Origin of the sequence: Tessaracoccus oleiagri (genome assembly GCF_900103275.1) — a bacterium.
Taxonomy (GTDB): Bacteria; Actinomycetota; Actinomycetes; order Propionibacteriales; family Propionibacteriaceae; genus Arachnia; species Arachnia oleiagri.
On record NZ_FNGP01000003.1, the window covers coordinates 382,627 to 406,839 of the forward strand.

Sequence of the window (24,213 nt, forward strand, 5' to 3'; positions counted from 1 at the left end):
CCGGGATCGCCGCGGCGACGGTCAGAGGTCTCCCTGCTGCCGCTTCTTCCAGCGCTCCTCGAGCTTGTCCATGAATTCCTTGTTGGATGCGGTGGAGGTGGGGCCCGAACCGCCGACCGGCCCGCCCGGGGAGGCGCCGACTCCGCCCCCGTCGCCGCTCACGCGCTGCCACGAGTTGATGCCGACGATCGCGGCGCCGAGCATGATCGCGAAGCCCAGGATGCTCACCGCCCAGTGGACCTGGATGCCGGCGATGAGCGCCACGATGCCGAGGATGAACCCGATGCCCGCGATGGTGGCGCGGCGACGATGGATGCGAACCTGACCCGCGCCACTCAGCGTGTCCGCCAGTTCCGGATCCTCAGCCTTGAGGGACGCCTCGAGCTGCTCCAGCAGCTTGCGCTCTTGCTCGGATAGCGCCATTTGATGCTCCCTCGGTCGGATCGGTAACTGTCATTCTAGGCGTGAAAGTGTCGGTTCCAAAGGGGCCGGTCACCGTCCCCACAACGACCGGGGCCACCATCTCGCCCACCACGGCGCGTCCGCGTACAACGCGCGCCGGAGGCGCTGCACCTGGTCCGGCAGCGCGGTCGGGTCCACCGGCTCCCGGGAGAAGGTGGCGCGCTCCACCGCCAGCGCGATACCGCGCAGCAGCTCCGGTTCCGGCACGGACCCCGCGACGGCCCGCGAGGCGGGGCCTGGCGACCCGTCGGGCCAGTCCCGGTCCGTGTCGACGAACGTCGCCCGCACCTCCCGCCAGGCGCCCGCGGCGAGCTCTGCGGGGCCCTGCCCGGGGCGCAGCCGCCAGCGCGCCTGTGCGGTGCGGATGGCGAGCGGAGCGGCGGCCACGAGGGCGAGGCCGAGCAGGCCCAGCACGGTGGGCAGCACCCAGGCGGCGTCGTCACCGGCCCCCGGCACCGGGCGCGTGGTGGGCGGTACCGGCACCTGGGGATCGTCCTCGGGGGACTCGCTCTGGTTCGTCGGCGACGGGGACGGCGACGGCGACGGCTCCGGCGCGGACGGGCCGGTGGGGTCCGCGTCGGTGTAGCTCGGCGGGCTGGCGACGGCGGGCGTCGGCTCGAACGCCACCCAGCCCAGGCCCTCGAAGTACAGCTCGGGCCACGCGTGCATGTTGTGGGAGGTGACCAGGAAGGACCCGTCCTCCTGCTGCGTGCCCGAATTGAAGCCGATCGCCATCCGCGACGGGATGCCCTCGATCCTGGCCATCGTCATCATTCCGGCGGCGAAGTGGATGCAGTAGCCGTAGCGATCCTCGAGCAGGAACGAGGAGACCACGTCGAGCGTGGCGGTCTGCGGCGCGTCGAGGGAGTACTCGAAGTCGTCGCCGCGGAGGAACGACTGGATCCGCTGCGCCTTCTGCCCCGCGGTGCCGGCGCCCTCCACCACCTGTCGGGTGAGCTCCGCGACGCGCGGGTCCACGTCGGGCACGACGGTGGTGATGGGATCGACGCCCTGGCCCGCCTCGGCCGCGTCGAGTTCCTCGGGCGAGGGCGACGGCACCGTCGACGAGGCGGTGTAGCGGAGGTTCACCGTCTGCTGCTGCCGGTCGGCGCCGGTGGCGACGACGGCGAGGGTCTCCGGGTCGTAGGACCAGACGCCGTCGGCGGAGAAGTCGTCGACGGCGAAGGGCACCGGGAGGTATTCCGACGGCACGGCCCGCATCTGCACCTCGACCTCGAGCGGCACCCCCGGCGCAGAGTACGCCCCGGACAACCCGAAGTTGCGCAGGGTCATCGGGATGAGCCGCACGCCGTCGTTGGTGAGGTCCGGCATGGCCACGGTCCGGAAGTACGAGGGTGCCCCGGTGGAGGTGGTGTACGAGAACATCGGCACGTCCTCGGGGCGCCGCAGGTTCTCGTTCAGGGCGACGGTCGGGTCGCCCAGCTGGATCGGTCCGCTCTGGGTGTCCTGCCACGGCTGTTTGGACCCCATCGGCAACAGCGGCTGCACGGCCGCGGCGCCCGCGACGCCGCCGACGGTGAGCAGCAGCGCGAGTCCCGCACGGGTGAGGTGGAAGGCGCCGCTCCTGGACGCCCGGGCTGCGCGATGGCCCTCGCCGATGCCGGTGGCCACCAGCAGCAGCAGCACGTACGAGCCCGCCACCACCGCGAAGGTGGGGACCGTGAGCTCCTCGGATGCGGCGATGCCCGCGACGACGTAGCCCAACGCGAGCGGCGCGAAGGACCAGGCGGGCTGCTCCAGGACGTTCACCAGCAGCTCCAGCACGAGCTGCACGAGCGCGGTGAGCGCGAGGATCAGGAACACCACCCCGTTGGTGGCGTCCAGCGGCGGGGCGGAGGCGGCGATCGTCGCCGACCCCTCCTGGACCAGCGCGCGGAACGTGCCGAGGAAGCCGGTGTCGCCCGGTCCAAGCATGAGTCCGCGCCAGACCAGCATGGCGACGCCGCCCACCACCTGCAGGGCGTAGGTGCCGCCCCGGCCCAGGCCCAGCAGCGCACCGAGGGCGCCGATGATGCCGACGACGGTCACGAGCAGGGCGGCCTCGACGAGGTGCGCCCGCCCCTCCAACAATGCGCCCAGGGGCAGGAGCGACAGCCACGTCGCGAGGGCGATCACGGGGGAGACGACGGGGTTGGCGGTGGGGTTCATGCGGCGGCCTGCCTCACCATGAGCCGCGCCCACACCGTCGGCATGTGCTCGCCGGGCCCGTACTGCTCGACCGCCCAGCCCGACGCCCGCAGGAGCCGGACCGCGTCGCCGTGCTCGGCCGACCGCAGCCCCCACGCGCCCGCGTCCGGCACGATCGCGCTGGGCTTCGCCATACGCAGACCCATGCTGGTCAGCGTCGCGGCGTCCTGGACGCTCAGCTGCCCGCTGAACACGATGAGGCTGCCGGTCGCGTCGAGGGACTCGGATTCCGCGAGGATCGCGGCCAGCTCGCGCTCGTCCGAGGCGCCGATGTCGGTGAACGCGTCGATCAGCCCCTGGCGCTGGGCCACGCCGGTCAGCTGGTGCGGCTGGTAGATCGTGCCGGAGCCGCCGGCGACGACGATGCGGTAGCGGTCGTCGGACAGCTTGACGGCGACGCTGGCGGCGGCGGAGATCGTCCACTCGAGGCTCGACGACGGCCCCTCGCCGACGTGGGCCAGCCGCCGGGTGTCGGTGATGATCAGCGCCGACGGGTCCCACGGGTGCTCCTCGAGGCGCACCATCAACTCGCCCTGCTTGGCGCTCATCCGCCAGTGGATGCGGCGGATGTCGTCGCCGTGGCGGTGCTCCCGTACGAGCACGTCGTCCTGGCCGGCCTGCCCGATGCGCTGCGGGGCGGCCTCGCCGGTGGCGCCGACCCCCAGTCCGCGCTTGGCCTCCGTCAGGGGCCACAGCTTCGGCGTCACCCGCAGCAACGACTCCTCACCCCGGGGGTGCACCCGGCTGGTGGCCAGCCCGAGGGGGTCGCCGACACGGGCGGTGAGGGGGCCGACGAGGAACCTGCCCCGCTGCTCGGTCTGGATGCCGTAGCGCACCGCCTGGTCCCAGCGGCCGAAGGCCCGCGCCACGACGAACCGTGCGCCGCCACCCAGCGAGACCGGGGCGGCGTCGTGCAGTTCCAGGGTGGTCGCCGCCAGCGGGTAGACGTTGCGCAGCCGCACGACGACCTCCAGCCGCTCGCCGACCGGCAACTGCGCCGGGTTGAGCGAGCGCGCGTACTCGAGTCTCGGCTGCAGCGCGACGACGACCACCAGGGACAGCAGCGGCAGGACGCACAGGAACAGTCCCAGCCACATGAGGTCCGGCTCCCCGATGGCGCCCGCGATCCCCGCGAGCACCGCCCCGGCGACGAAGAGGATGATGCCGCGGATGGTGGGCCTTGCGCCACGGATCAAGGTCTACCCCCGGGTCGGTGCGGGCGTGGACGAGACGACGCCGCGGATGATGTCCTCGGGGCGGCGCCCCGCCACCTGCGCCTCCACGGTCGTGAGCACCCGGTGGGAGAACACCTCCTCGGCCAGTGCCTGCACGTCCTCGGGGATCACGTAGTCGCGGCCTGCGAGCACCGCCTCCACCCGGCTCACCTGCATGAGGTGGAGCGACGCGCGGGGGCTGGCCCCGAGCCGGAGGTCCGTGTGCTGGCGAGTGGCGTTCACCAGCGAAACGATGTAGTCGGCGATCACGGGCGCGACATAGACCTCCGTCAACGCCTCGGTGGCGGAGCTGAGCGCATTGACGGTGGTGACGGCGTTCACCTTCGCGAGCTGGTCGCCGGTGGCCTGCGCCATCAGCATCTTCGATTCCGACTCCGCCGCCGGATACCCCATGCGGATGCGGGCCATGAAGCGGTCGCGCTGCGCCTCGGGGAGGGGATAGGTGCCCTCCATCTCGATCGGGTTCTGGGTGGCGATCACCATGAACGGCCGGTTCAAGTGGTACGTCTTCCCGTCGGCCGAGACCTGGCGCTCGGCCATCGCCTCGAGCAGTGCGGACTGGGTCTTCGGGGAGGCGCGGTTGATCTCGTCGCCGAGGACGATGTTCGCGAAGATCCCGCCCGGCTTGAACTCGAACTCGCGCGTGGACTGGTTGAAGACCGAGACGCCCGTGACGTCGGCCGGCAGCAGGTCGGGCGTGAACTGGATGCGTTTCACGTCGCCCGCGATGGAGCGGCCCAGGGACTTGGCGAGCACCGTCTTCCCGACCCCGGGGACGTCCTCGATGAGCAGGTGTCCTCCCGCGAGCAGCACCGTCACGGCCGTCCGGATCTGCCGGCTCTTGCCCTCGATCACTCGCGCCATCTCCGCGCTGATCTGGTTGGCGAGCTGGGCTACCTCACCGATGTTCGTGGTGGTCAAGGGGTCTCCTTCGCAAGGGAATGCGCCGACTCCTCCCAAGAGTAGTGGGCCGCCCCATTTTCCCGGCACTTCGCTGCACAACGAACCGGTGGGGGAAACGCCCACAATGGGAGTAAAAGTGGGGGGAAGTGGGGTAAAGTGGGGGCAAGTGGAGTGGATCGGCGTGAAATTGGAGAAAGGGGGTGCTCCTCGTGTTCCTGGGTACGTACACCCCGAAGCTCGACGAGAAGGGGCGCCTCATCCTCCCCGCGAAGTTCCGCGACGAACTGGCCGACGGGCTGGTCATGACCCGCACCCAGGAGCGGGCCCTGGCCGTCTACACCAAGGAGGCCTTCGAGGAGCTGATGGCCCCCGTGGCATCGGCCCCGGCCACCGTGAAGCAGGTCCGCGACTACCAGCGCATGCTGGCGGCGGGGGCGAGCTTCGAGGTGCCGGACAAGCAGGGACGGGTCACCATCCCCCCGATCCTGCGCAAGTACGCCGGCCTTGACCGGGACGTCGTGGTGATCGGCGCGGGGACCCGCGCCGAGATCTGGGACGCCGAGGCCTGGGCCGCCTACTCGGAATCGAGCGAGGCGGGCTTCGCCGACCTCGACGAGGAATTCATGCCCACCCTCTAGCTGCTTCCCGGTGCCCGGCCGGTCGGCGCCCTGGCTTTCTTCCCCGTAGCCAGGTCGCCCACCGGAAGGGGACCGGGGAGCAGCTCCACACACAACCAACCCCACGCGCCACACAGGAAGGGTCGAGATGGCAGACGTGCATGTGCCGGTCATGCGGGACCGCATCGTCGACGTGCTCTCCCTTTCCCTCCACCACGAGGGCGCCATCTACGTCGACGGCACCCTCGGGCTGGCCGGGCATGCGAAGGCGGTGCTGGAGGCCAACCCCGGCGCAAGGCTCATCGGCATCGACCGCGACACCGACGCACTCGCCGTCGCGCGTGAGCGGCTGGGCGGACTCGCGGACCGCGCCACCCTCGTCCACGCCGTCTACGACGAACTCCCCGACGTGCTGGCGGACCTCGGCGTCACCGAGGTCGACGCCATCCTCCTCGACCTCGGCCTCAGTTCGCTGCAGATCGACCGCACCGAGCGGGGCTTCGCCTACCGCGTCGACGCCCCGCTGGACATGCGCATGAACCAGGAGGAGGGCCCCACCGCCGCCGACGTGCTGAACACCTACCCGGTGAACGAGCTCTCCCGCATCCTCAAGTGGTACGGCGAGGAGAAGTTCGCCGACCGGATCGCCCGCGCCATCGTCGCTGCCCGGCCCTTCACCACCTCCGCCCACCTCGTCGAGACCATCTCCGGCGCCATCCCCGCCGCCGCCCGGCACACCGGCGGGCACCCGGCCAAGCGGACGTTCCAGGCCCTGCGGATCGAGGTCAACCGGGAACTCGAGGCGCTGGAGGGCGTGCTGCCGGCGGCCATCGCCTCGCTCAGGGTCGGCGGCCAGCTCGCCGTCCTCAGCTACCACTCGCTCGAGGACCGGCTGGTGAAGCGCCTCTTCGCCGCCGGCGCGCGCGACCAGGCGCCCCGCGGCATCCCCGTGGTGCCCGAACACCTCAAGCCGCAACTCGAACTAGTCACGAAGGGGGCCGAGCGGCCCACCGAGGAAGAAGTCCAGTCCAACCCGCGCGCCGCGTCGGCGCGCCTCCGCATCGTGAAAAGGATCAGACAGGCATGAGCGAGATGACCAACCGTCCCCGGGCCGGCGTGTCCACCGTCGGGTTCGTGCTGATCGTCCTGGCCATCGTCGGCCTCGGGCTCGGCGGCGTGATGGTGGTGACCACCTCCATCGGTGCGCAGTCGAGGGAACTGAGCGCGCTGCGCAACCGTGCCGACGACCTCGCCTACGAGTCGGCCGCCCTCGGCACCCAGCTGGAGACGCTGTCGTCCACCGCCTCGCTGGCCCTGCGGGCCACCGACCTCGGCATGGTCCCCAACCCCTATCCCGCCTTCGTGTCGCTGGCCGACGGCAAGATCCTCGGCACCCCCACCCCCGTCGAGGGCGACGAGCTGCCGCAGCTGCGCGGCCGGCTGCCGAAGGTCACCGACGTGCCGGCCCAGCAGCCGCCCGCCCCACCGAGCGAGTCCCCCCAGCTCCCCGGCGAAGCGCCCACGGAGCCGGTGCAGAACCCCGATGACGTCGTGGCCGCGGACCAGGTGGGTGGTCGGGGATGAGCGACGAGCGCCGGCCACCGGCCCGCAAGCCGGCCGCCCCGCGGTCCACCGGTGGTACTCGTCGGGCCCGGAACGGCGCCTCGTCGAGGACCTCGGCGACCGCTTCGTCGTCCACCCGCAAGCCCGCCGCGAAGCAGCGCGCCACCACGGCGGCGCCGGCACGCAAGCGGCGCCGCGTCGACGCCCCCCCGCCGGGGGAGCGCCGCTACCGCCGCAGCGCCAGCCTCAAACTGGCCAGCACGGGGCTCCGCCTGCGCGTCTTCCTCGTCGTCGTCGCCCTGCTGCTCGGCGTGGCCGGAGTGCGCGCCTTCCAACTGCAGGCGCTGGACCCCCAGGCGTTCGCGGCGGAGGCCGCGTCGAAGATGCAGACCACCCGCGACGAACCCGCGATCCGCGGCGCGATCACCGACCGCAACGGCGTCGTGCTCGCGGAGACCGAGCCCGGCTTCAAGGTCACCGTCGACCCGGACATGATCAAGACCAACGGTGCCGACAAGCGCTACCCGATGAGCCGGAAGAAGCAGGAGGAGGCCGAACTGGCCCCCGGCGCGGTGGCCGACATCCTCGTCGAGCACCTCGGCGGCCGGAAGGCGGACTACCTCGAGATCTTCGACCGCACCAACGAGAAGACCGGCAAGCGGTCCCGCTACGAGATCGTGGCCCGGCAGGTGCCGGCCCACACGTTCACGCAGATCCAGGCCGACATGCGCGCCGGGCTGGACGGCGACGGGAAGCGCCCCCTCTACGGGGTGTTCGGCGAGTCCGACCCGATCCGCGTCTACCCGAACCGTTCCACCGGCTCCAACGTCGTCGGCTTCGTCAACGCGGAGGGCAAGGGCGCGAGCGGGCTGGAGTACGCGCTCCAGGAGCAGTTGGCGGGAGTGGACGGGAAGTCCACCTACGACCGTTCCACCTACGGCCGGATCCCGCTGGGCACGAACATCATGGTGCCCGCCGAGGACGGCGTCGACTACCAGCTGACGCTCGACTCCGACCTCCAGTGGATGACGGACCAGATGCTCGCCGAAGGCATCCGCAACGCGAAGGCGAAGACCGGCACGGCCGTCGCGATGAACGTCCACACGGGTGAGATCCTCGCGCTGTCGGTCCTGCCCACCTTCGACTCGTCGAACCCCGGCGCCGCCGACCCCGACGACCTCGGCAACCGCGCCGTCACGCAGGCCTACGAGCCGGGCTCCACCCAGAAGGTGCTCACCATGGCCGCCCTCGCAGACCAGGGGCTCGTCACCCCGGACACGCGCGTCCAGGTGCCGCCGAGGATCGCGTCCGGCGGCGGCTACGTCAGCGACTCCTACGACCACGGCACCATCAACCTCACCGCCCGCGGAATCTTGGCGAACTCGTCGAACATCGGCACGATCCAACTCGCCCGCCAGATGGAGAAGGGCACGCTCAGCCAATACCTCGCCAGCTTCGGGCTGGGGTCGAAGAGCGGGTCCGGGCTGCCCGGCGAGAACGCGGGCAGCATCCCCGGCAAGGACATGCCGGACTACACCCGCGACCAGATCTCCTTCGGGCAGGGCCTGTCGGTCAACGCAGTGCAGATGGCGTCGGCGATCGCCTCCGTCGTGAACGGCGGCACCTACCACCAGCCCAGGATCATCAAGTCCGCCACCGGCGCCGACGGGAAGGCCGTCGAACTCCCGGAGCCGACGAGCCGCGAGGTGATCTCCGAGGAGGCCTCCGCCATGGTCGTGGAGATGATGGAGGCCGTCACGATGCTCGACCCCGACAAGCGGGCGATCCCCGGCTACCGCACGGCGGGCAAGTCCGGCACCGCGCAGCGGTACGACCCGAAGTGCAAGTGCTACAACGGGTTCACCGCCTCCTACGTCGGCGTGGCGCCGGCGGAGGACCCGCAGATCCTCGTCTACGTCGTGCTGGACCAGCCGACCAACGGCAACCTCGGAAGCCAGCTCGCCCTGCCGGTGGTCAACCAGGTCCTGCAGATCGCCTTGCCCCGGTACAACGTGCTCCCCTCGACGAGCGAGGCGCCGCGCAAGGCGCTAACTTTTGAGTGATGACTTCGATCCGTCCGAGCCGGCACCGCGGGGTCGGGCTGCAAGCGCTGCTGCCCGAAGCCACCGCGAACCCTGAGATCACCGGCGTGACGCTGGACTCCCGCGCCGTGCAGCCCGGCTGGCTCTACGCCGCCCTGCCCGGAACCCGCACGCACGGCGCCCGGTTCGCCGCCGACGCCGCCGCGGCCGGTGCCGCCGCGATCCTCACCGATGCGGACGGGGCCGCGCTCGCGGGCGGTCTGGGCGTCCCCGTCGTTGTGGTCGACGACGTGCGGGCGCGGCTGGGTGACGTGGCCTCGGAGGTGTTCGGGCGGCCGACCGACCGGCTCACCATGTTCGGCGTGACGGGCACCAACGGCAAGACGACCACGGTGGCGCTCCTCGCCGCCGGGCTCATGGGGGCCGGCCGGAGCGTCGGGACAATCGGGACGATCGGCTTCCGGCTCAACGGTGAGGCGATCCAGTCGGGACGCTCCACCGTCACCACGCCGGAGGCCGTCGATCTCCAGGCGCTCCTCGCGGTCATGGAGGAGCGCGGCGCCGACAGCGTCGCCCTCGAGGTCTCCTCCCACGCGCTCGACCTGCAGCGCGTCGGCGGCATCCGCTTCGACGTCACCGGCTTCCTGAACCTGGGCCACGACCACCTCGACTTCCACCACACGCAGGCCGCATATTTCGAGGCCAAGGCGAAGCTGTTCGAACCGGGCAGGTCCGAGGCCGCCGTGGTGTGGGTCGACGACGCCCACGGCCGCGAGATCGCCGGGCGACTCCGTCGAGACGCCACGACGCGGCTCATCACCGTCGGGACCCGCGACGCGGACTACCTCGTCTCCGACGCCAGGCCCCACGGCCGGCTCGGCGGGGTGGCGACCATCCGACGCCGCGACGAGGAGCTGCGACTCGAACTCGCGCTCCCCGGGTTCCACAACATGATCGACGGGGCGGTGGCGCTCGCCATGCTCGAGGCGGCCGGCGTCCCCGCAGACGCCGCGTTGGAGGGCCTCGCCACCGCGCAGGTGCCGGGGCGGATGCAGCGCGCCGTCCTCGATGACGACGCGCCCCTGATCATCGTGGACTTCGCCCACACGCCGCAGGCCGTCCGGGGCGCGCTCGAGTCGCTCTCGGAGCTGGGACCGGTCACCACCGTGCTCGGCTGCGGCGGGGACCGCGACCCCGACAAGCGTCCCCTCATGGGGGAGGCGGCCGCGGCGCTGAGCCGCCTCGTCGTCATCACCGACGACAACCCCCGGACCGAGGACCCGGCCGCGATCCGCGCCGCCACCCTGGCCGGCGCCCGCGGCGGGCGGGCGGAGGTCGTCGAGGTGCCGGGGCGCGCGGAGGCCATCGAGCTCGCCATCGCCCGGACGGGCCGCGAGGGAGTAGTGGCTATCCTCGGCAAGGGCCACGAGCAGGGCCAGATCTTTGCGGACCGGGTCGTCGACTTCGACGACGTGGCCGTCGCGCGCCGTTGCTGGGGGCGCCTACGAGGAGGAGAACGATGAAGCCACGCATGCTGAGCGAACTCGTGGAGCTGATGCAGCCCGCGGCCGTGGAGGTGCTGGGCGACGACGTGCTCGTCGGTCCCGACGTCGTCACCGACAACCGCAAGGTCACGCCGGGGGCCCTCTTCGTCGCCATCCCCGGCGAACGAGTCGATGGTCACTCCTTCGCGACGGCGGCCCGGGACGCGGGGGCCGCCGCGGTCGTCGGCACCCACCGCACCGAGGCTGACATGCCCCACCTGCTCGGCGAGGACTCCGTGCAGACCCTCAGCTGGATCGCCCGCGGGGTGGTCCGGGAGGCACGCGCCCGGGGCCTCGTGTCGATCGGGGTCACCGGCTCGTCGGGCAAGACCAGCACCAAGGACCTCATCGCCCAGGTGCTGGAGCGCTCCGGCCCGACGGTGGCGCCCGAGGGAAGCCAGAACAACGAGATCGGCGTCCCGCTCACCGCCTGCAGGGTGGGGCAGGACACCCGCTACCTGGTGTCGGAGATGGGCGCGCGCGGCGTCGGCCACATCGCCTGGCTCACCTCGTTGGTCCCGCTCGACGTCGCGGTGGTGCTCAACGTTGGTCAGGCGCACGTGGGCGAGTTCGGGGGCATCGAGATGACCGCCCGGGCCAAGTCCGAACTCGTCCGCGACCTGTCGGACGAGGGCTGGGCGGTGCTGAACGCCGACGACCCGAACGTCGCGGCCATGGCGGAGAAGACCCGCGGCCGGATCGCCTGGGTCGGGCGAGGGGAGCTCCCCGACGGGGCGTTGCGGCTGCGGGCGCGCGACGTCGACGTGGACGCCCTGAGCCGGCCACGGTTCACGCTCGAGGTGACGGACGCGTCGGGCACCCGGACCGCCCCCGTCGAACTGGGCGTGATCGGGCGTCACCAGGTGGGCAACGCGCTGAGCGCCGCCGCCGTCGGACTCATCGTCGGGATGGGACTCGACGACGTGGCCGCCGCGCTGAGCGCCGCCGAGGTGCGGTCCAGCTGGCGGATGGCGCTCAGCCGCCTCCCCGGCGGAGCGTTGCTGCTCAACGACGCCTACAACGCCAACCCGGACTCCCTGGCTGCGGCGCTCGCGACCGCCGCCGACATCGTCGAGGCGAACCGGCAGGAGCACCCGGCGGCTCGGGCCATCGCGGTGATCGGGGACATGCTCGAGCTCGGCGAGGGCGCCAGCGACGCGCACCTCCAAGCCGGTCGGCTCGCGGCCGACCTCCGCTACGACGAGGTCGTCGCCGTCGGCGAGCACGCGGAGGCCGTCGTGCAGGGCGCGGCGGAGAATGTGCGGGTCGCCCGAGTGGCAGCGCGCGACGAGGTCGCCGGGTCGCTTAGGCTGTCGCCAGGCGACGTCATCCTGGTCAAGGGCTCCCGAGGCATCGGGCTCGAGCGGGTAGCGGCCGAGCTGGAGGAGGAGACCAAGTGATCAACATCTTGCTGGCGGGCGGGTTGTCGCTCATCTTCACCCTCGTCGGCACCCCGGTGCTCATCCGGCTGCTGGTTCGGAAGAAGTACGGCCAGTACATCCGCGACGACGGCCCGGACTCCCACCAGGTCAAGCGCGGGACGCCCACGATGGGCGGGCTCATCATCATCGCCGCCGTGCTGTTCTCCTACACGATCAGCCACTTGGTCCTCTGGAACCCGCCGACGCTGTCCGCCATCCTGCTGCTCGGGCTCATGCTCGCGATGGGACTCCTCGGCTTCATGGACGACTTCTCGAAGATCGCCAAGGAGCGCAGCCTCGGGCTCACCGCGCGGGGCAAGCTGATCGGCCAGTTCGCGATCGGGGCGCTGTTCGGCTGGGCCGTCCTGAACTTCCCGGACGACCGGGGGCTGACGCCCGGCTCGCCCGCGGTCTCGCTGCTGCGCGACATCGGCTGGCTGGTGTTGCCGACGATCGTCGCCATCATCTTCATCTCCTTCCTCGTCTCCGCGTGGTCCAACGCGACGAACCTCACCGACGGCCTCGACGGGCTCCTCGCGGGCTCCGCGACCCTGGTCTTCGCCGCCTACACGATCGTGAACATCTGGCAGTTCAACCAGTGGTGCTCCCGGACGTCCACGGCCGGCCCGCGCTGCTACCTGGTGCGCGACCCGTACGACCTCGCCGTCGTCGCCATCGCGCTCACGGCCGCCTGCTTCGGGTTCCTGTGGTGGAACGCCAAGCCGGCCAAGATCTTCATGGGCGACACCGGCTCGATGGCGATCGGCGCGTCGCTCGCGGGGCTGTCGGTGATGACGCGGACCGAACTCCTGCTCGTCATCCTCGGCGCCCTCTTCGTCATGGAGGCCGGTTCGGTGGCGCTCCAGGTCGGCTACTTCAAGCTCACGAAGGGCAAGCGCATCTTCAAGATGTCGCCCATCCACCACCACTTCGAGTTGAAGGGGTGGGAGGAGGTCACCGTCGTGATCCGGTTCTGGATCATCTGCGGCCTCTTCGTGGCGCTCGGCATCGGCATCTTCTACGCGGAATGGGTGGTTGGACAGTGACCAAGGACTGGATCGCGACCGCGAACCGGCTCTCCGACTGGAGCCGGGCGAACGTCGTCGTGGCGGGGCTCGGCGTCTCCGGGTTCGCGGCCGCCGACGGGCTGCTCGAACTCGGCGCGCGGGTGACCGTCCTCGACGACTCGCACGCGCACGACGACAAGGCGGAGCTCCTGCGGCACCTGGACGCCACGGTCATCACCGGGCCGGGTTCGACGGCTAGGCTCCCGGAGGGGACCGACCTCGTGGTCACCTCGCCCGGCTGGCGCCCCGACGCGCCGCTGCTCCACGCCGCGGCCGAGGCCGGCGTGCCGGTGTGGGGCGAGGTGGAGCTCGCCTGGCGGATGCAGCAGCCCGACCGCGTCGTGCCCTGGCTGGGGATCACCGGTACCAACGGCAAGACCACCACGACGCAGATGCTCACCTCCATCCTGACCGCCGACGGCTACAAGGTGGCCGAGGTCGGCAACATCGGGCGGCCGTTGGTGGAGGCGATCCTGGACGACGAGACGTACGACGTGTTCGTAGTGGAGCTCTCCAGCTTCCAGCTCCACTACGTGCACACGGTCGCGCTCCACTCGGCCGCCGTCCTCAACATCCACGAGGACCACCTCGAGTGGTACGACGGCGAGGACGGCTACCAGCGCTACCAGGACGACAAGGCCCGGATCTACGAGCGCGTCACGCATGCCTGCGTCTACAACGCCGACGAGCCGGTCACCGAGCGGATGGTGGAGGAGGCCGACGTCACCGAGGGGGCCCGGGCCATCGGGTTCACGCTGGGCACGCCCGCCCGGAGCATGGTGGGCATCGTCGACGACCTCCTCGTCGACCGCGCGTTCGTGGAGCAGCGCGCCACCTCTGCGCTGGAGCTCGCGCGGGTGAGCGACGTGCAGCCCTACGCCCCGCACAACGTCGCCAACGCGCTCGCCGCTGCGGCGCTCGCCCGCAGCTTCGGCGTCCGACCGCAGTCGGTGGCGCAGGGCCTGCGCGACCTCAAGCTCGCCGGGCACCGGATCCAACAGGTCGCCGAGGCCCGTGGCGTGCGCTGGATCGACGACTCCAAGGCCACCAACCCGCACGCCGCGGACTCCGCCATGACAGCCTTCGAGCACTTCGTCTGGATCGCGGGCGGCCAGACGAAGGGCACGTCGTTCGACGACCTCGTCCGGGCCCACCACGAGCGCATGCGGGCCGCCATCCTGTTCGGCGTCGACCGCGGCGTCATCGCGGAAGCCCTCGCGCGACACGCGCCCGAGGTCCCCGTCCACGTGCTGGATTCGTCCGACACTGGGGTCATGACCGAGGTCGTGCGCCTCGCGGGCGAGTTGGCCCGGGACGGCGACGTGGTGCTGCTCTCCCCGGGCGGCGCGTCGCTGGACATGTTCGACGGCTACGCGGCCAGGGGCGATGCCTTCACCGCAGCCGTCGAGGAGTACCTGAAGAACTGACGGAGGGACGGAAATGGCGATCCACGCAGCTTCCCCGGCGCGGACCCCGACCACCCGCAACCAGATCCGGGCACTCCTCGATGCGCCGCTGGCGCCGTTCTACTTCGTCGTGGCGAGCGTCGGCTTCCTGGTCGGGCTGGGGACCCTCATGGTCCTCTCGTCCTCGTCGGTGATCGCGCAGTCGTGGGGTCACAGTCCCTACTACTTCGCCCTCCGTCAGTTGGCGTTCCTCGTTATCGGCGTCATCGGTGCCTACGTGCTCGGGCGGTTCAACCTGGCGGCGCTGATGCGGCTCGGTTGGCTCGTCTGGGCGCTGGCCACCGTGCTCCTCATCCTCGTGCTCTCACCGCTGGGCGTGCGCGTCGCAGGCAACCAGAACTGGCTGGCGATCGGGCCGGTGCAGATCCAGCCGTCCGAGTTCGCGAAGCTCGCGCTGGTCGTGTTCGCCGCCACGGTGCTGCACCGCAAGCGGCGGCTGCTCCACGAGCCGTTCCACCTCGTCTGGCCGTTCGTGCCCCTGTCCGTGATCCTGCTGTTCCTCGTCCTGGCCGGCCGGGACCTCGGCACGGGCATCATCATGGGCGCGATCTTCGCGCTGCTGCTGTGGTTCGTCGGCACCCCCCTGCGCTACCTCCTCCCGATCGGCGCCGCCGCGGCCGGCGTGGTCGCACTGCTCGTCTACGGCTCCGACAACCGCATGAGCCGGATCAGCATCTTCCTCGATCCCAGCTCCAACACCGACCTCTCCTCCCAGCCCATGTCGGCGCTGTACGCGCTGGCCTCCGGCGGCTGGTGGGGCCTGGGGCTCGGGGCCAGCCGCCAGAAGTGGGGCGGGCTCAAGACCGGCGCCCACACCGATTACATCTTCGCCGTCATCGGCGAGGAGCTCGGGCTCTTCGGCGTGCTCGCCGTGATCGCCGCGTTCGCCCTGCTGGCCTACGCGGGCTTCGAGATCGCCCGCCGCTCCGACACGCTCTTCGGCCGGGTCGCGGCCGCCGGCATCACCGGTTGGCTGATCGTCCAGGCCCTCATCAACATCTTCGTCGTCATGCACCTGCTGCCGGTGCTGGGCGTCCCGCTCCCGTTCGTGTCGTACGGCGGATCGGCACTCCTCGCGAACCTGCTCGCCGTGGGCGTCCTGCTCGCGGTCGCGAAACAGACGCCCGAGGCGCAGCGGTACCTCCGGTCGAAGAAGCGCAAGAACAGCCAGCGCCGCCGCATGACCAGCGTGATGGCGGCCACGAAGGGAGACCAGTGACCAGCGTCGTACTCGCCGGAGGCGGCACCGCCGGCCACACCTCGCCCCTCATCGCCACGGCCCGGGCCCTCGAGGCGCTCGGTGTCGACCGCCTCGTCGCCGTGGGCACCGCGAAGGGGCTCGAGGTCCGCGTCATCCCTGAGGCCGGGCTGCCGCTGGAGCTGATCACACCCGTGCCGCTGCCGCGCAAGCCGAACCTCGACCTCGTGAAGCTGCCGTACACGCTGACCCGCTCCGTGCTCGAGGCCCGCAGCGTCATCCGCAGGGCGGACGCCGACGTGGTGGTGGGCTTCGGCGGGTACGTGTCGATCCCCGTTTACCTGGCCGCCCGGCTGATGCGGGTCCCGGTCGTCGTCCACGAGGCCAACAACCTGCCCGGTATCGCCAACCGGATCGGCGCCCGGAACGCCGCCTACGTGGCCACCACCTACGAGACGCCGCTGGCCGGAGCGAAGGTCATCGGCATGCCCATGGACCGGCGCATCACCCACCCCGAGGTGACGCCGGCCGAGGCGCGGACGGGCTTCGGGCTCGATGCGGACCGCGACACGCTGCTGGTCTCCGGCGGATCGCAGGGCGCTGCGGCCATCAACCGTGCGGTGCTCGAGTCCCGCGACGAGATCCTGGCCGCCGGCATCCAGATCCTGCACGTCCTCGGTCCCAAGAACTTCTCGGAGACCGACGACGTGGAGATCGTCCACACGTCGGGCGCCCGCTACCGCCCCGTCGCCTTCGTGAACGACATGGCGCGCGCCTACGCCGCCGCGGACCTCATGGTGGGCCGGGCCGGTGCCGGCACCGTCATGGAGACCGCAGTGTCCGGGCTGCCGGTCGTCTTCATCCCGCTGCCCTGGGGCAACGGCGAGCAGGGCCGCAACGCCGCGGCGCTCGTCGAGGCCGGGGGAGGGGTGCTCCTCGACGAGTCCGACCTCACGCCGGCGACCCTCCGCGACACCGTGCTCGGCATCTTCTCCGACCGTGGCAAGCTGGAGGCGATGTCGCGGGCCGCCAGGGACATGTACCCGGCGGACGCCGCCGAGGTGCTCGCGCGGGCCATCCTGGACGTCGTGAAGAAGGAAAGGTGACGAGCATGCTGCTCACCCCCGTCGAAGTGCTCCCGGCCACCGAGGTCGGTCCGGTGCACTTCATCGCCGCCGGTGGCTCCGGCATGAGCGGCATAGCCCGGCTCTACGCCGAGCTCGGCATCCGGACCACCGGGTCCGACCAGAGCGACTCGACGGCGCTGCGCTCCCTCGAGCGCGTCGGGGTCCGGGTGTACGTGGGCCACGACGCCTCGCAGGTCGCCGACGACGTCCGCACCGTCGTGATCTCCTCCGCGGTCCGCGAGACCAACGTCGAACTCGCCGAGGCGCGTCGCCGCGGCTTACGGGTATGGCACCGGTCCACCGCCCTGGCGGCACTCATGATCGGCAAGGACGGCATCTCCATCGCCGGCACCCACGGCAAGACCACCACCACCGCGATGACCGCCGTGATGCTCGGGGAGGCCGGCGCCGACCCCAGCTACGTCATCGGCGGGCCCCTCTCCACCACCGGCGTCAGCTCCGCCGTCGGGCAGGGGGAGGCGTTCGTCGTGGAGGCGGACGAGTCCGACGCCTCCTTCCTCCAGTACCCGACGAAGATCGCCGTCATCACCAACGTCGAGGCCGACCACCTCGTCAACTGGGGGACCCCCGAGGCCTACGCCGACGGGTTCCACGCGTTCGCCACGGGACCCACCGTGGAGACGGTCGTGATCAACGTGGACGACCACGGGTCGCGGAGCCTCGCGGAGCGGCTGGTGGCAGAGGGACGCCGGGTGGTCACCTACGGCGAGGCCGCGGACGCAGACGTGCGGTTCCACGACGTGCTGCCCACCCCCACCGGCGCCGAGGCCACGATCACCTACGGCGACGACTCCGGGCCCCTCCGCCTGCGCGTCCCGGGCAACCACAACCTGGCCAACGCGTCGGCCGCCTACGCCGTCGGGCGCTCGCTCGGGCTCGGCCACGAGGCGTGCGTCGACGCGCTCGGCCGGTTCGACGGCACCCTGCGCCGCTTCCAGCTGATCACCGACACCGCCGGGATCCGCGTGTACGACGACTACGCCCACCACCCGACGGAGATCCGCGCCGCGCTCTCCGCCGCCCGCCGCGCCACCGAGGCCGGCAACGAGGCCACCGGGCTCCGCGGCCGCCTGATCGCCTGCTTCCAGCCCCACCTCTACTCCCGAACCCTCGACTTCGCCGACGAGTTCGGCGAGGTCCTCAAGCTGGCGGACGTGGCGGTCATCAACGACATCGACGGCGCCCGCGAGGACCCGGTCCCCGGCGTCACCGGCGAGCTCGTCGTCGAAGCGGCCGAGCGGCACGGGGTCCGGGAGATCCACTACGTCAAGGAGAAGTACGACCTCCCCGACGCACTCAACGAGCTCGCCCGCCCCGGCGACCTCGTGATCACCCTCGGCTGCGGCGACGTCACGATCGTCGGCCCGCTGCTGGCCAAGCTGCTGCAAGAGCGTGCCTAGCCCCGCGGAGTTCGCCGAGGCGTTGCGCGGCCGCCGGAACCGTGAGCGGCGCCGGACCTGGTCCAGGGTCGTGGTCGCGGCGACGGCCACCGTGCTGGTCGCCGCGCTCGTCTGGCTCTTCTTCTTCTCCGACACCTTCCGGACCCGGGCGGGCACCGTCGAGGGCAACGCGCTCGTGAGCGCCGACGACGTCCTCGCGACGGCGGCGATCCCCACCGGGATGCCCCTGGTGCTCGTGGACACCGAGCCGATAGAGGCGAGGGTCCTGGAACTCCCCGAGGTCAGGTCCGTCACGGTGGCCCGCGACTTCCCCGACGCCGTGCGCATCACGGTCGAGGAACGCGCCGCCGTCTACCAGCTCCAGGACGGGGGCACCCACAGCTGGGTGGACGCCGACGGCATCGTGTTCCGGACCAACCAGGCGTCGGACCCCGAACTCCCGGTGGTGCGGGTGAGCGGCGAGCGCGACGAGCGCATCCTCGCCGACATCGCGACGGTGGTCCGCGCCATCCCGCCGGCCGTGGCCGGGCAGGTGGAGCGCGTCGACGCCGCGAGCGTCGACCGGATCCAGATCACGCTCGCCGACGACCGCACCGTGGTCTGGGGGAGCGCGGACGACTCCGATCTGAAGTCACGCGTCCTCACCCCGCTGCTCGGGGTCGACGCGAAGGTGTACGACGTGTCCGCCCCCAACCACCCGACGACCCGCTAGCGCCAACCCTCAAGTTCAACTTGAGGCGACTTATCCAAAACACGGGGGCACTGTTGGACGGGCGTGGGAATTGACCATAGCCTTCGTTGGAAGACAATTTCCCGTGGCCGGAAGGCGAGCAATGGCAAGCGCATCTCAGAACTACCTGGCGGTGATCAAGGTGGTCGGCGTCGGCGGTGGCGGCGTCAACGCAGTGAACCGCATGATCGAGGCCGGACTCCGCGGCGTCGAATTCATCGCAGTCAACACGGATGCGCAGGCACTCCTGATGAGCGACGCCGACGTCAAGCTCGACATCGGCCGGGAGCTGACCCGCGGGCTCGGCGCCGGGGCGGACCCGTCGAAGGGCCGCGAGGCGGCGGAGGACCACGCCGACGAGATCGAGGAGGCGCTGCGCGGCGCCGACATGGTGTTCGTCACGGCCGGCGAGGGCGGCGGCACGGGCACCGGCGGTGCGCCCATCGTCGCCAAGATCGCCCGTTCGCTCGGCGCGCTCACCATCGGCGTCGTGACGCGTCCATTCTCCTTCGAGGGTCGCCGTCGCGCGAACCAGGCCGAGACCGGCATCGAGGCGCTCCGCGAAGAGGTCGACACCCTCATCGTCATCCCCAACGACAAGCTGCTGCAGATGACCGACCACCAGGTCGCGATCCTGGACGCCTTCAAGCAGGCCGACCAGGTGCTGATGCAGGGCGTCTCGGGCATCACCGACCTGATCACCACCCCGGGCCTCATCAACCTCGACTTCGCCGACGTGAAGTCGATCATGAGCCAGGCGGGTTCGGCGTTGATGGGCATCGGTTCGGCCCGCGGCGAGGACCGCGCCCGTGCCGCTGCCGAGATGGCGATCAGCTCGCCCCTGCTGGAGGCCAGCATCGACGGGGCCCACGGCGTCCTGCTGTCGATCGCCGGCGGCTCCGACCTCGGCCTGTTCGAGGTCTCCGCGGCCGCCCAGCTCATCGAGGAGGCCGCGCACGACGAGGCCAACATCATCTTCGGTACGGTCATCGACGACGCCCTGGGCGACGAGGTCCGGATCACGGTCATCGCGGCCGGCTTCGACGGCGGCCAGCCGCAGAAGCGCCAGCCGCAGGTGACCCGTCCGCAGCAGTCGCGTCCGGGCGCCCCCCAGGCGCAGGCCCCCCGCGAGCAGTTCCAGCCCGCGCAGCAGCATGCCCCGCAGGCGGCGCCGATGCCGACCGCGCGTCCGCAGGCGCCCGTCGCGCCGATCGAGGACGACGACCTGGACGTGCCCGATTTCATGAAGTAGGTGCCGGCGCTGGGCGCGTCGGATCCCGCCGTTGCGGGGCGACGCGCTAGCCTTCCGATAACCGCAATTTTCAGGAGGCGACAGTGGGCGTTCGGAGCATCGCCGCGTGGATGGGGCTCGTCGACGACGGTCGGTACGACCGGGGTCATGAGGAGCCCTCCGCGGAGCTCACCGACGACGTGTACGTCGACGAGGACGACGTCGACTACACGGAGGAGCCGAGCGAGGTGGCCCCCGTGCCGCAGGCTCGCCGGCGCCCCCGCGTGGCGACCGTCCCTCCGAAGCAGCACGAACCGGAGGTGGCCGACTTGAGTCGCATCGTGAGCGTGCGTCCTCGTTCCTACAACGAGGCGCGGGTGATCGGGGAGAACTTCCGCGACGGCGTGCCCGTCATCATGAACCTCTCGGACATGGAGGACGGCGAGGACAAGCGCCTGGTCGACTTCGCCGCCGGCCTCATCTTCGGGCTCCGCGGGAACATCGACCGCGTCTCCAGCAAGGTCTTCCTTCTCTGTCCGCCCGGGCTCGTGGTCGGGCCGGAGGACAAGGAGCGCATCGCCTCGGGCGGCTTCTTCAACCAAAGCTAGACTGCCCTTCGTGATTGCGTTCGTCCTCTGGTGGATCATCACCGTCTACGTCTGGGTCCTCCTCGCGCGGGTCGTCCTGTCCTTCGTGCCGTTGCTCGTGCCCGGCTGGACCCCGCGCGGACTGGCGCTGCTCGTCGTGGAGGGCGTCTACACGGTCACCGACCCGCCGATCAACGGACTGCGCAGGATCATCCCGCCGATGAGGCTGGGCAACGTCGCCCTGGACCTCTCCGTCCTGGTCCTGCTGCTCGGCCTGCAACTGCTGCAGTCGATGCTGGCGCTCCTGCCGGTCTGAGAAAGCTAAAGCTCGGGTTACGGGTGCGTTGGCCGCTCCGGCGGCGCTAGGCTAGCCTGACCATCACTTGAATTCCCTGGAGAGTTTGGAGCGCAAATGAGCCTCACCCTTGAAGAGGTGCGTCGCGTACGCTTCCGCATGGCGCGTCCCCGCGAGACCGGCTACGCAGTCGCCGACGTCGACAACTTCATCGACAAGGTCGAGGAGAGCTTCGCCGCCTTCGAGAACGACCGCGACCTCCTCCGCCGTGAGCTGGAGTCGGCCGGCACGACCACCGGCGGCGCCGACAACTCCGCGGAGCTGAACGAGGCCCGCGCCGCGATCGGCGCCAAGGACCAGGAGCTCGAGTCGCTCCGCGCCGAGCTCGAGCGGGCACGGCAGGAGGCCACGCAGGCCCGCCAGGAGGCGGACAACGCCCACGCCCAGGTCTCGGGTCGCGTCGACGAGCAGATCGAGAAGCTGAACGCCGCCAACCAGGAGCTCCAGCGCCGCAACGCCGAGCTCGAGGCGCAGAACGAGCAGCTGCGCAGCCAGCTCGAGAGCACCCGCGAGGAGCTCAACCAGGCCCGCAACGACCGGATCACGAACGCCGGCGGCCAGCCGCAGCACATCACCGTGCACGCGGCGGAGGACGCAGCCCCCGCGGTCACCCGCCTGCTGCAGATGGCCACCGACCAGGCGAGCACGCTCGTCGCCGAGGCGGAGACGGAGGCGGCCCGCAAGATCGCCGACGCCGAGCAGCGCGCCACCGAGATCAAGACCGACGCCCGCACCCGCGCCGAGCGCATCGAGTCCGAGGCGCGCGTCAACGCCGAGCAGATGACGTCCGAGGCCGAGGGTCGCGCGTCGCGCCTCGACTCCGACACCGAAGCCCGCCGCACCGAGCTCTTCGCCGACCTCGAGCGCGAGCAGGGCGAGCTGACGCTGAAGGTCGACGCGCTGCGCCGCTTCGAGGGGGAGTACCGCTCCAACCTGGGCGGCACCCTGCAGCGCATGCTGCAGGCCCTCAACGACGACCACCCGGAGCCGGGAGACGTCCCGGAGCTGGCCCAGCGCCGTTCCGACACGCCGCGCCTCGACGCGCTCGCGGGCGGAACCGAAGAGTAGTCACCACCTCGGGAGCGGGCCGGCCTGACACGGGCCGGCCCGCTCCCGTCGTCGCCCGTCCTTGGTGTACCCTGCCTCGGACAGCAATCGATGAAAGAGTCATTACGATGCCCGAACACAGCGCACCCGAAGTGGTGCTTCCGGTCCTCGACGGTGAGGATCCATGGACCGACGAAGAAGTCGCCGAGCAGCGCGCCGAGCTCGTCGAGGAGCTCGAGCGCATGGAGAAGCGCATCGCGGAGTCCGAGGCCGAGCTGGCCGAACTCCTGCAGGGGGGCAACGACGGGGCGGGCCGCGACCCGGCCGACGTCGGTTCCAGCAACTTCGAGCGTGACCAGGAACTCTCCCTGGCCCAGAACGTGCGCGAGATGGCGGACCAGCTGCGGCTGGCGCTGACCCGTTTCGACCAGGGGGACTACGGCTACTGCGAGGTGTGCGGCAACCCGATCGGCAAGGGCCGGCTGCAGGTCTTCCCCCGCGCCACGCTCTGCGTGACGTGCAAGCAGCGGGAGGAACGGCGCTGAAGTCGCGGAGCGGGCTGGCCGCGGCGCTCCTCGCCCTGGGCATCTGGCTCCTGGGCCTGGGCGCCGACCAGCTCACCAAGCTACTCGCGCTCGAGCACCTCGAGCCGGGCCGCAGCATCGAGGTCCTCGGCCCGGTGGTGCGGTTCACACTAATCTTCAACCCGGGGGCGGCCTTCGGCATGGGGGAGAACGCGACGGTCGTCTTCTCCGTCTTCGCCATCGTGGCCACCGCGGTCTGCCTGTTCGTCGCGCTGCCCAGGGTGCGCCGCACCTGGCAGGGCATCGCGCTCGGGCTGCTGCTCGCCGGCATCACCGGCAATCTGGTCGATCGGCTCTTCCAGCCTCCGTCGCCCATGCACGGCCACGTCGTCGACTTCATCCAGGTGCCGTACTTCGCGATCTTCAACGTCGCGGACATTTGCATCACCTTCGCGGCCGGGCTCATCGTCCTGGCCACCTTCCTGTGGGACAAGGAAGAGGAGCCCGCGAGCGAGCCGGTAACCGCATGAGCGTGTTCCTCGTCCCGGACGCCCTGGACGGGCAGCGTGTCGACGCGGTCGCGGCCAGGATCAGCGGCTACAGCCGGTCCAAGATCGACACCATGCTCGAGGCCGGCGGCGTGCTCGTCGACGGCGCCGTCATCCTGAAGCCCTCCTCCCGGGTGCGGGCCGGGGCCATGCTGGAACTGGTCGACGAGTTGGCGCCGCCCCCGCTCGCGGTGGAACCGCGGATGGCGGAGGGCCTCGGCATCCTCTACGAGGACGCCGACCTGGTCGTCGTCGACAAGCCGGTCGGCGTGGCGGCCCACCCCAGCCTCGGGTGGGACGGGCCCAGCGTCGTCGAGCACCTGGCCCATGTGGGCGTCCCGGTCGCCACCAGCGGCGCCGCGGAGCGGCAGGGCATCGTGCAGCGGCTGGACGTCGGCACCTCCGGGTGCATGGTCATCGCCAAGAGCGAGGTGGCCTACAGCGTCCTCAAGCAGGCGTTCCGCGACCGGACCGTCGACAAGACCTACCACGCCCTCGTGCAGGGCCACCCGGACCCGTTCACGGGCACCATCGACGCCCCGATCGGGCGGCATCCGGGGCACGAGTGGAAGATGGCGGTGGTCGACGGCGGCCGGCACAGCGTCACCCACTACGACACGCTCGAGGCGCACCGACGCGCCACGCTGCTCAGCATCAAGCTCGAGACGGGCCGCACGCACCAGATCCGCGTCCACATGGCGGCCATCGGGCATCCGTGCGTCGGCGACCCGCTATACGGCGCCGACCCGGGGCTGTCCGCCAGGCTGGGCCTCGAGCGGCAGTGGTTGCACGCCGTCAGGCTCGGTTTCGTGCACCCCACGAGGGGCGAGTACGTAACCTTCGAGTCCGGTTACCCCGCCGACCTCGCCGGGGCGTTGGAGGCCGTCCGCGCCGACGCGGTCTGAAAGTTGCCTTTT

General features: G+C 71.1%; 23 protein-coding genes. 19 read left to right on the forward strand and 4 right to left on the reverse strand.

Going from position 1 to position 24,213, the window contains the following annotated elements; all coding sequences use genetic code 11:
• Positions 1 to 21: 21 nt before the first annotated feature.
• The 4 genes from BLR46_RS09705 to BLR46_RS09720 all read right to left on the reverse strand — a co-directional run bounded on the left by BLR46_RS09705 (position 22) and on the right by BLR46_RS09720 (position 4,826).
• Positions 22 to 423 (reverse strand): DUF3040 domain-containing protein, encoded by a 402-nt coding sequence (locus tag BLR46_RS09705; RefSeq protein WP_093251476.1) that lies wholly within the window; start codon positions 421 to 423, stop codon positions 22 to 24.
• A gap of 69 nt (positions 424 to 492) precedes the next feature.
• Complete coding sequence (locus BLR46_RS09710) at positions 493 to 2,631, reverse strand: transglutaminase TgpA family protein (protein ID WP_093251479.1); 2,139 nt, start codon at positions 2,629 to 2,631, stop codon at positions 493 to 495.
• Positions 2,628 to 3,866, reverse strand: coding sequence for a DUF58 domain-containing protein (locus BLR46_RS09715; RefSeq protein ID WP_093251481.1), 1,239 nt, complete (start codon positions 3,864 to 3,866; stop codon positions 2,628 to 2,630). The genes BLR46_RS09710 and BLR46_RS09715 overlap by 4 nt, the downstream gene beginning before the upstream one ends.
• A gap of 3 nt (positions 3,867 to 3,869) precedes the next feature.
• Positions 3,870 to 4,826, reverse strand: coding sequence for an AAA family ATPase (locus tag BLR46_RS09720; protein WP_425441388.1), 957 nt, complete (start codon positions 4,824 to 4,826; stop codon positions 3,870 to 3,872).
• Between the two features lie 191 nt (positions 4,827 to 5,017).
• Here BLR46_RS09720 and mraZ point away from each other — a divergent pair, with 191 nt between their 5' ends.
• From mraZ to BLR46_RS09815, 19 genes are all read left to right on the forward strand, one after another.
• Positions 5,018 to 5,446 carry a division/cell wall cluster transcriptional repressor MraZ gene (mraZ, locus tag BLR46_RS09725; protein WP_093251903.1) on the forward strand — a complete coding sequence of 143 codons (429 nt, stop codon included), beginning with the start codon at positions 5,018 to 5,020 and terminating at the stop codon, positions 5,444 to 5,446.
• A 127-nt stretch (positions 5,447 to 5,573) separates the two neighbouring features.
• Positions 5,574 to 6,512, forward strand: coding sequence for a 16S rRNA (cytosine(1402)-N(4))-methyltransferase RsmH (gene rsmH / locus BLR46_RS09730; RefSeq protein WP_093251484.1), 939 nt, complete (start codon positions 5,574 to 5,576; stop codon positions 6,510 to 6,512).
• Positions 6,509 to 7,009: a cell division protein FtsL gene (ftsL, locus tag BLR46_RS09735; RefSeq protein WP_093251486.1), complete on the forward strand. Its 501-nt coding sequence runs from the start codon at positions 6,509 to 6,511 to the stop codon at positions 7,007 to 7,009. Before rsmH ends, ftsL begins: the two co-directional genes overlap by 4 nt.
• A gap of 230 nt (positions 7,010 to 7,239) precedes the next feature.
• Entirely contained in the window at positions 7,240 to 9,051 is a 1,812-nt protein-coding gene (locus BLR46_RS09740; RefSeq protein WP_425441392.1) for a peptidoglycan D,D-transpeptidase FtsI family protein, read from the forward strand.
• A complete protein-coding gene (locus BLR46_RS09745; protein WP_093251491.1) occupies positions 9,051 to 10,553 on the forward strand; it encodes a UDP-N-acetylmuramoyl-L-alanyl-D-glutamate--2,6-diaminopimelate ligase in 1,503 nt (500 codons plus the stop codon). The genes BLR46_RS09740 and BLR46_RS09745 overlap by 1 nt, the downstream gene beginning before the upstream one ends.
• Positions 10,550 to 11,974 carry a UDP-N-acetylmuramoyl-tripeptide--D-alanyl-D-alanine ligase gene (locus BLR46_RS09750; RefSeq protein WP_093251494.1) on the forward strand — a complete coding sequence of 475 codons (1,425 nt, stop codon included), beginning with the start codon at positions 10,550 to 10,552 and terminating at the stop codon, positions 11,972 to 11,974. Before BLR46_RS09745 ends, BLR46_RS09750 begins: the two co-directional genes overlap by 4 nt.
• The gene (gene mraY, locus BLR46_RS09755; protein ID WP_093251496.1) at positions 11,971 to 13,041 is read left to right on the forward strand and encodes a phospho-N-acetylmuramoyl-pentapeptide-transferase; all 1,071 of its coding nucleotides are present in this window, start codon (positions 11,971 to 11,973) and stop codon (positions 13,039 to 13,041) included. The genes BLR46_RS09750 and mraY overlap by 4 nt, the downstream gene beginning before the upstream one ends.
• Complete coding sequence (murD, locus tag BLR46_RS09760; protein WP_093251499.1) at positions 13,023 to 14,489, forward strand: UDP-N-acetylmuramoyl-L-alanine--D-glutamate ligase; 1,467 nt, start codon at positions 13,023 to 13,025, stop codon at positions 14,487 to 14,489. The genes mraY and murD overlap by 19 nt, the downstream gene beginning before the upstream one ends.
• A 13-nt stretch (positions 14,490 to 14,502) precedes the next feature.
• A complete protein-coding gene (ftsW, locus tag BLR46_RS09765; RefSeq protein ID WP_093251502.1) occupies positions 14,503 to 15,747 on the forward strand; it encodes a putative lipid II flippase FtsW in 1,245 nt (414 codons plus the stop codon).
• Positions 15,744 to 16,832: an undecaprenyldiphospho-muramoylpentapeptide beta-N-acetylglucosaminyltransferase gene (gene murG, locus BLR46_RS09770; protein WP_093251504.1), complete on the forward strand. Its 1,089-nt coding sequence runs from the start codon at positions 15,744 to 15,746 to the stop codon at positions 16,830 to 16,832. Before ftsW ends, murG begins: the two co-directional genes overlap by 4 nt.
• A 5-nt stretch (positions 16,833 to 16,837) precedes the next feature.
• Positions 16,838 to 18,274, forward strand: coding sequence for a UDP-N-acetylmuramate--L-alanine ligase (murC, locus tag BLR46_RS09775; protein ID WP_093251906.1), 1,437 nt, complete (start codon positions 16,838 to 16,840; stop codon positions 18,272 to 18,274).
• Complete coding sequence (locus BLR46_RS09780; RefSeq protein WP_093251507.1) at positions 18,267 to 18,986, forward strand: cell division protein FtsQ/DivIB; 720 nt, start codon at positions 18,267 to 18,269, stop codon at positions 18,984 to 18,986. Before murC ends, BLR46_RS09780 begins: the two co-directional genes overlap by 8 nt.
• A 121-nt stretch (positions 18,987 to 19,107) precedes the next feature.
• Positions 19,108 to 20,256 (forward strand): cell division protein FtsZ, encoded by a 1,149-nt coding sequence (gene ftsZ / locus BLR46_RS09785; protein ID WP_093251509.1) that lies wholly within the window; start codon positions 19,108 to 19,110, stop codon positions 20,254 to 20,256.
• A gap of 110 nt (positions 20,257 to 20,366) precedes the next feature.
• Positions 20,367 to 20,843, forward strand: coding sequence for a cell division protein SepF (locus BLR46_RS09790; protein WP_093251908.1), 477 nt, complete (start codon positions 20,367 to 20,369; stop codon positions 20,841 to 20,843).
• A 10-nt stretch (positions 20,844 to 20,853) separates the two neighbouring features.
• A complete protein-coding gene (locus BLR46_RS09795) occupies positions 20,854 to 21,138 on the forward strand; it encodes a YggT family protein (RefSeq protein WP_093251512.1) in 285 nt (94 codons plus the stop codon).
• Positions 21,139 to 21,234: 96 nt separating this feature from the next.
• On the forward strand, positions 21,235 to 22,245 hold the full coding sequence (locus BLR46_RS09800) for a DivIVA domain-containing protein (RefSeq protein WP_093251519.1): 1,011 nt from the start codon (positions 21,235 to 21,237) through the stop codon (positions 22,243 to 22,245).
• A 107-nt stretch (positions 22,246 to 22,352) separates the two neighbouring features.
• Positions 22,353 to 22,769, forward strand: coding sequence for a TraR/DksA family transcriptional regulator (locus BLR46_RS09805; protein ID WP_093251522.1), 417 nt, complete (start codon positions 22,353 to 22,355; stop codon positions 22,767 to 22,769).
• Entirely contained in the window at positions 22,742 to 23,278 is a 537-nt protein-coding gene (gene lspA, locus BLR46_RS09810; RefSeq protein ID WP_245701634.1) for a signal peptidase II, read from the forward strand. The genes BLR46_RS09805 and lspA overlap by 28 nt, the downstream gene beginning before the upstream one ends.
• On the forward strand, positions 23,275 to 24,201 hold the full coding sequence (locus BLR46_RS09815) for an RluA family pseudouridine synthase (protein ID WP_093251523.1): 927 nt from the start codon (positions 23,275 to 23,277) through the stop codon (positions 24,199 to 24,201). The genes lspA and BLR46_RS09815 overlap by 4 nt, the downstream gene beginning before the upstream one ends.
• Positions 24,202 to 24,213: the final 12 nt, after the last annotated feature.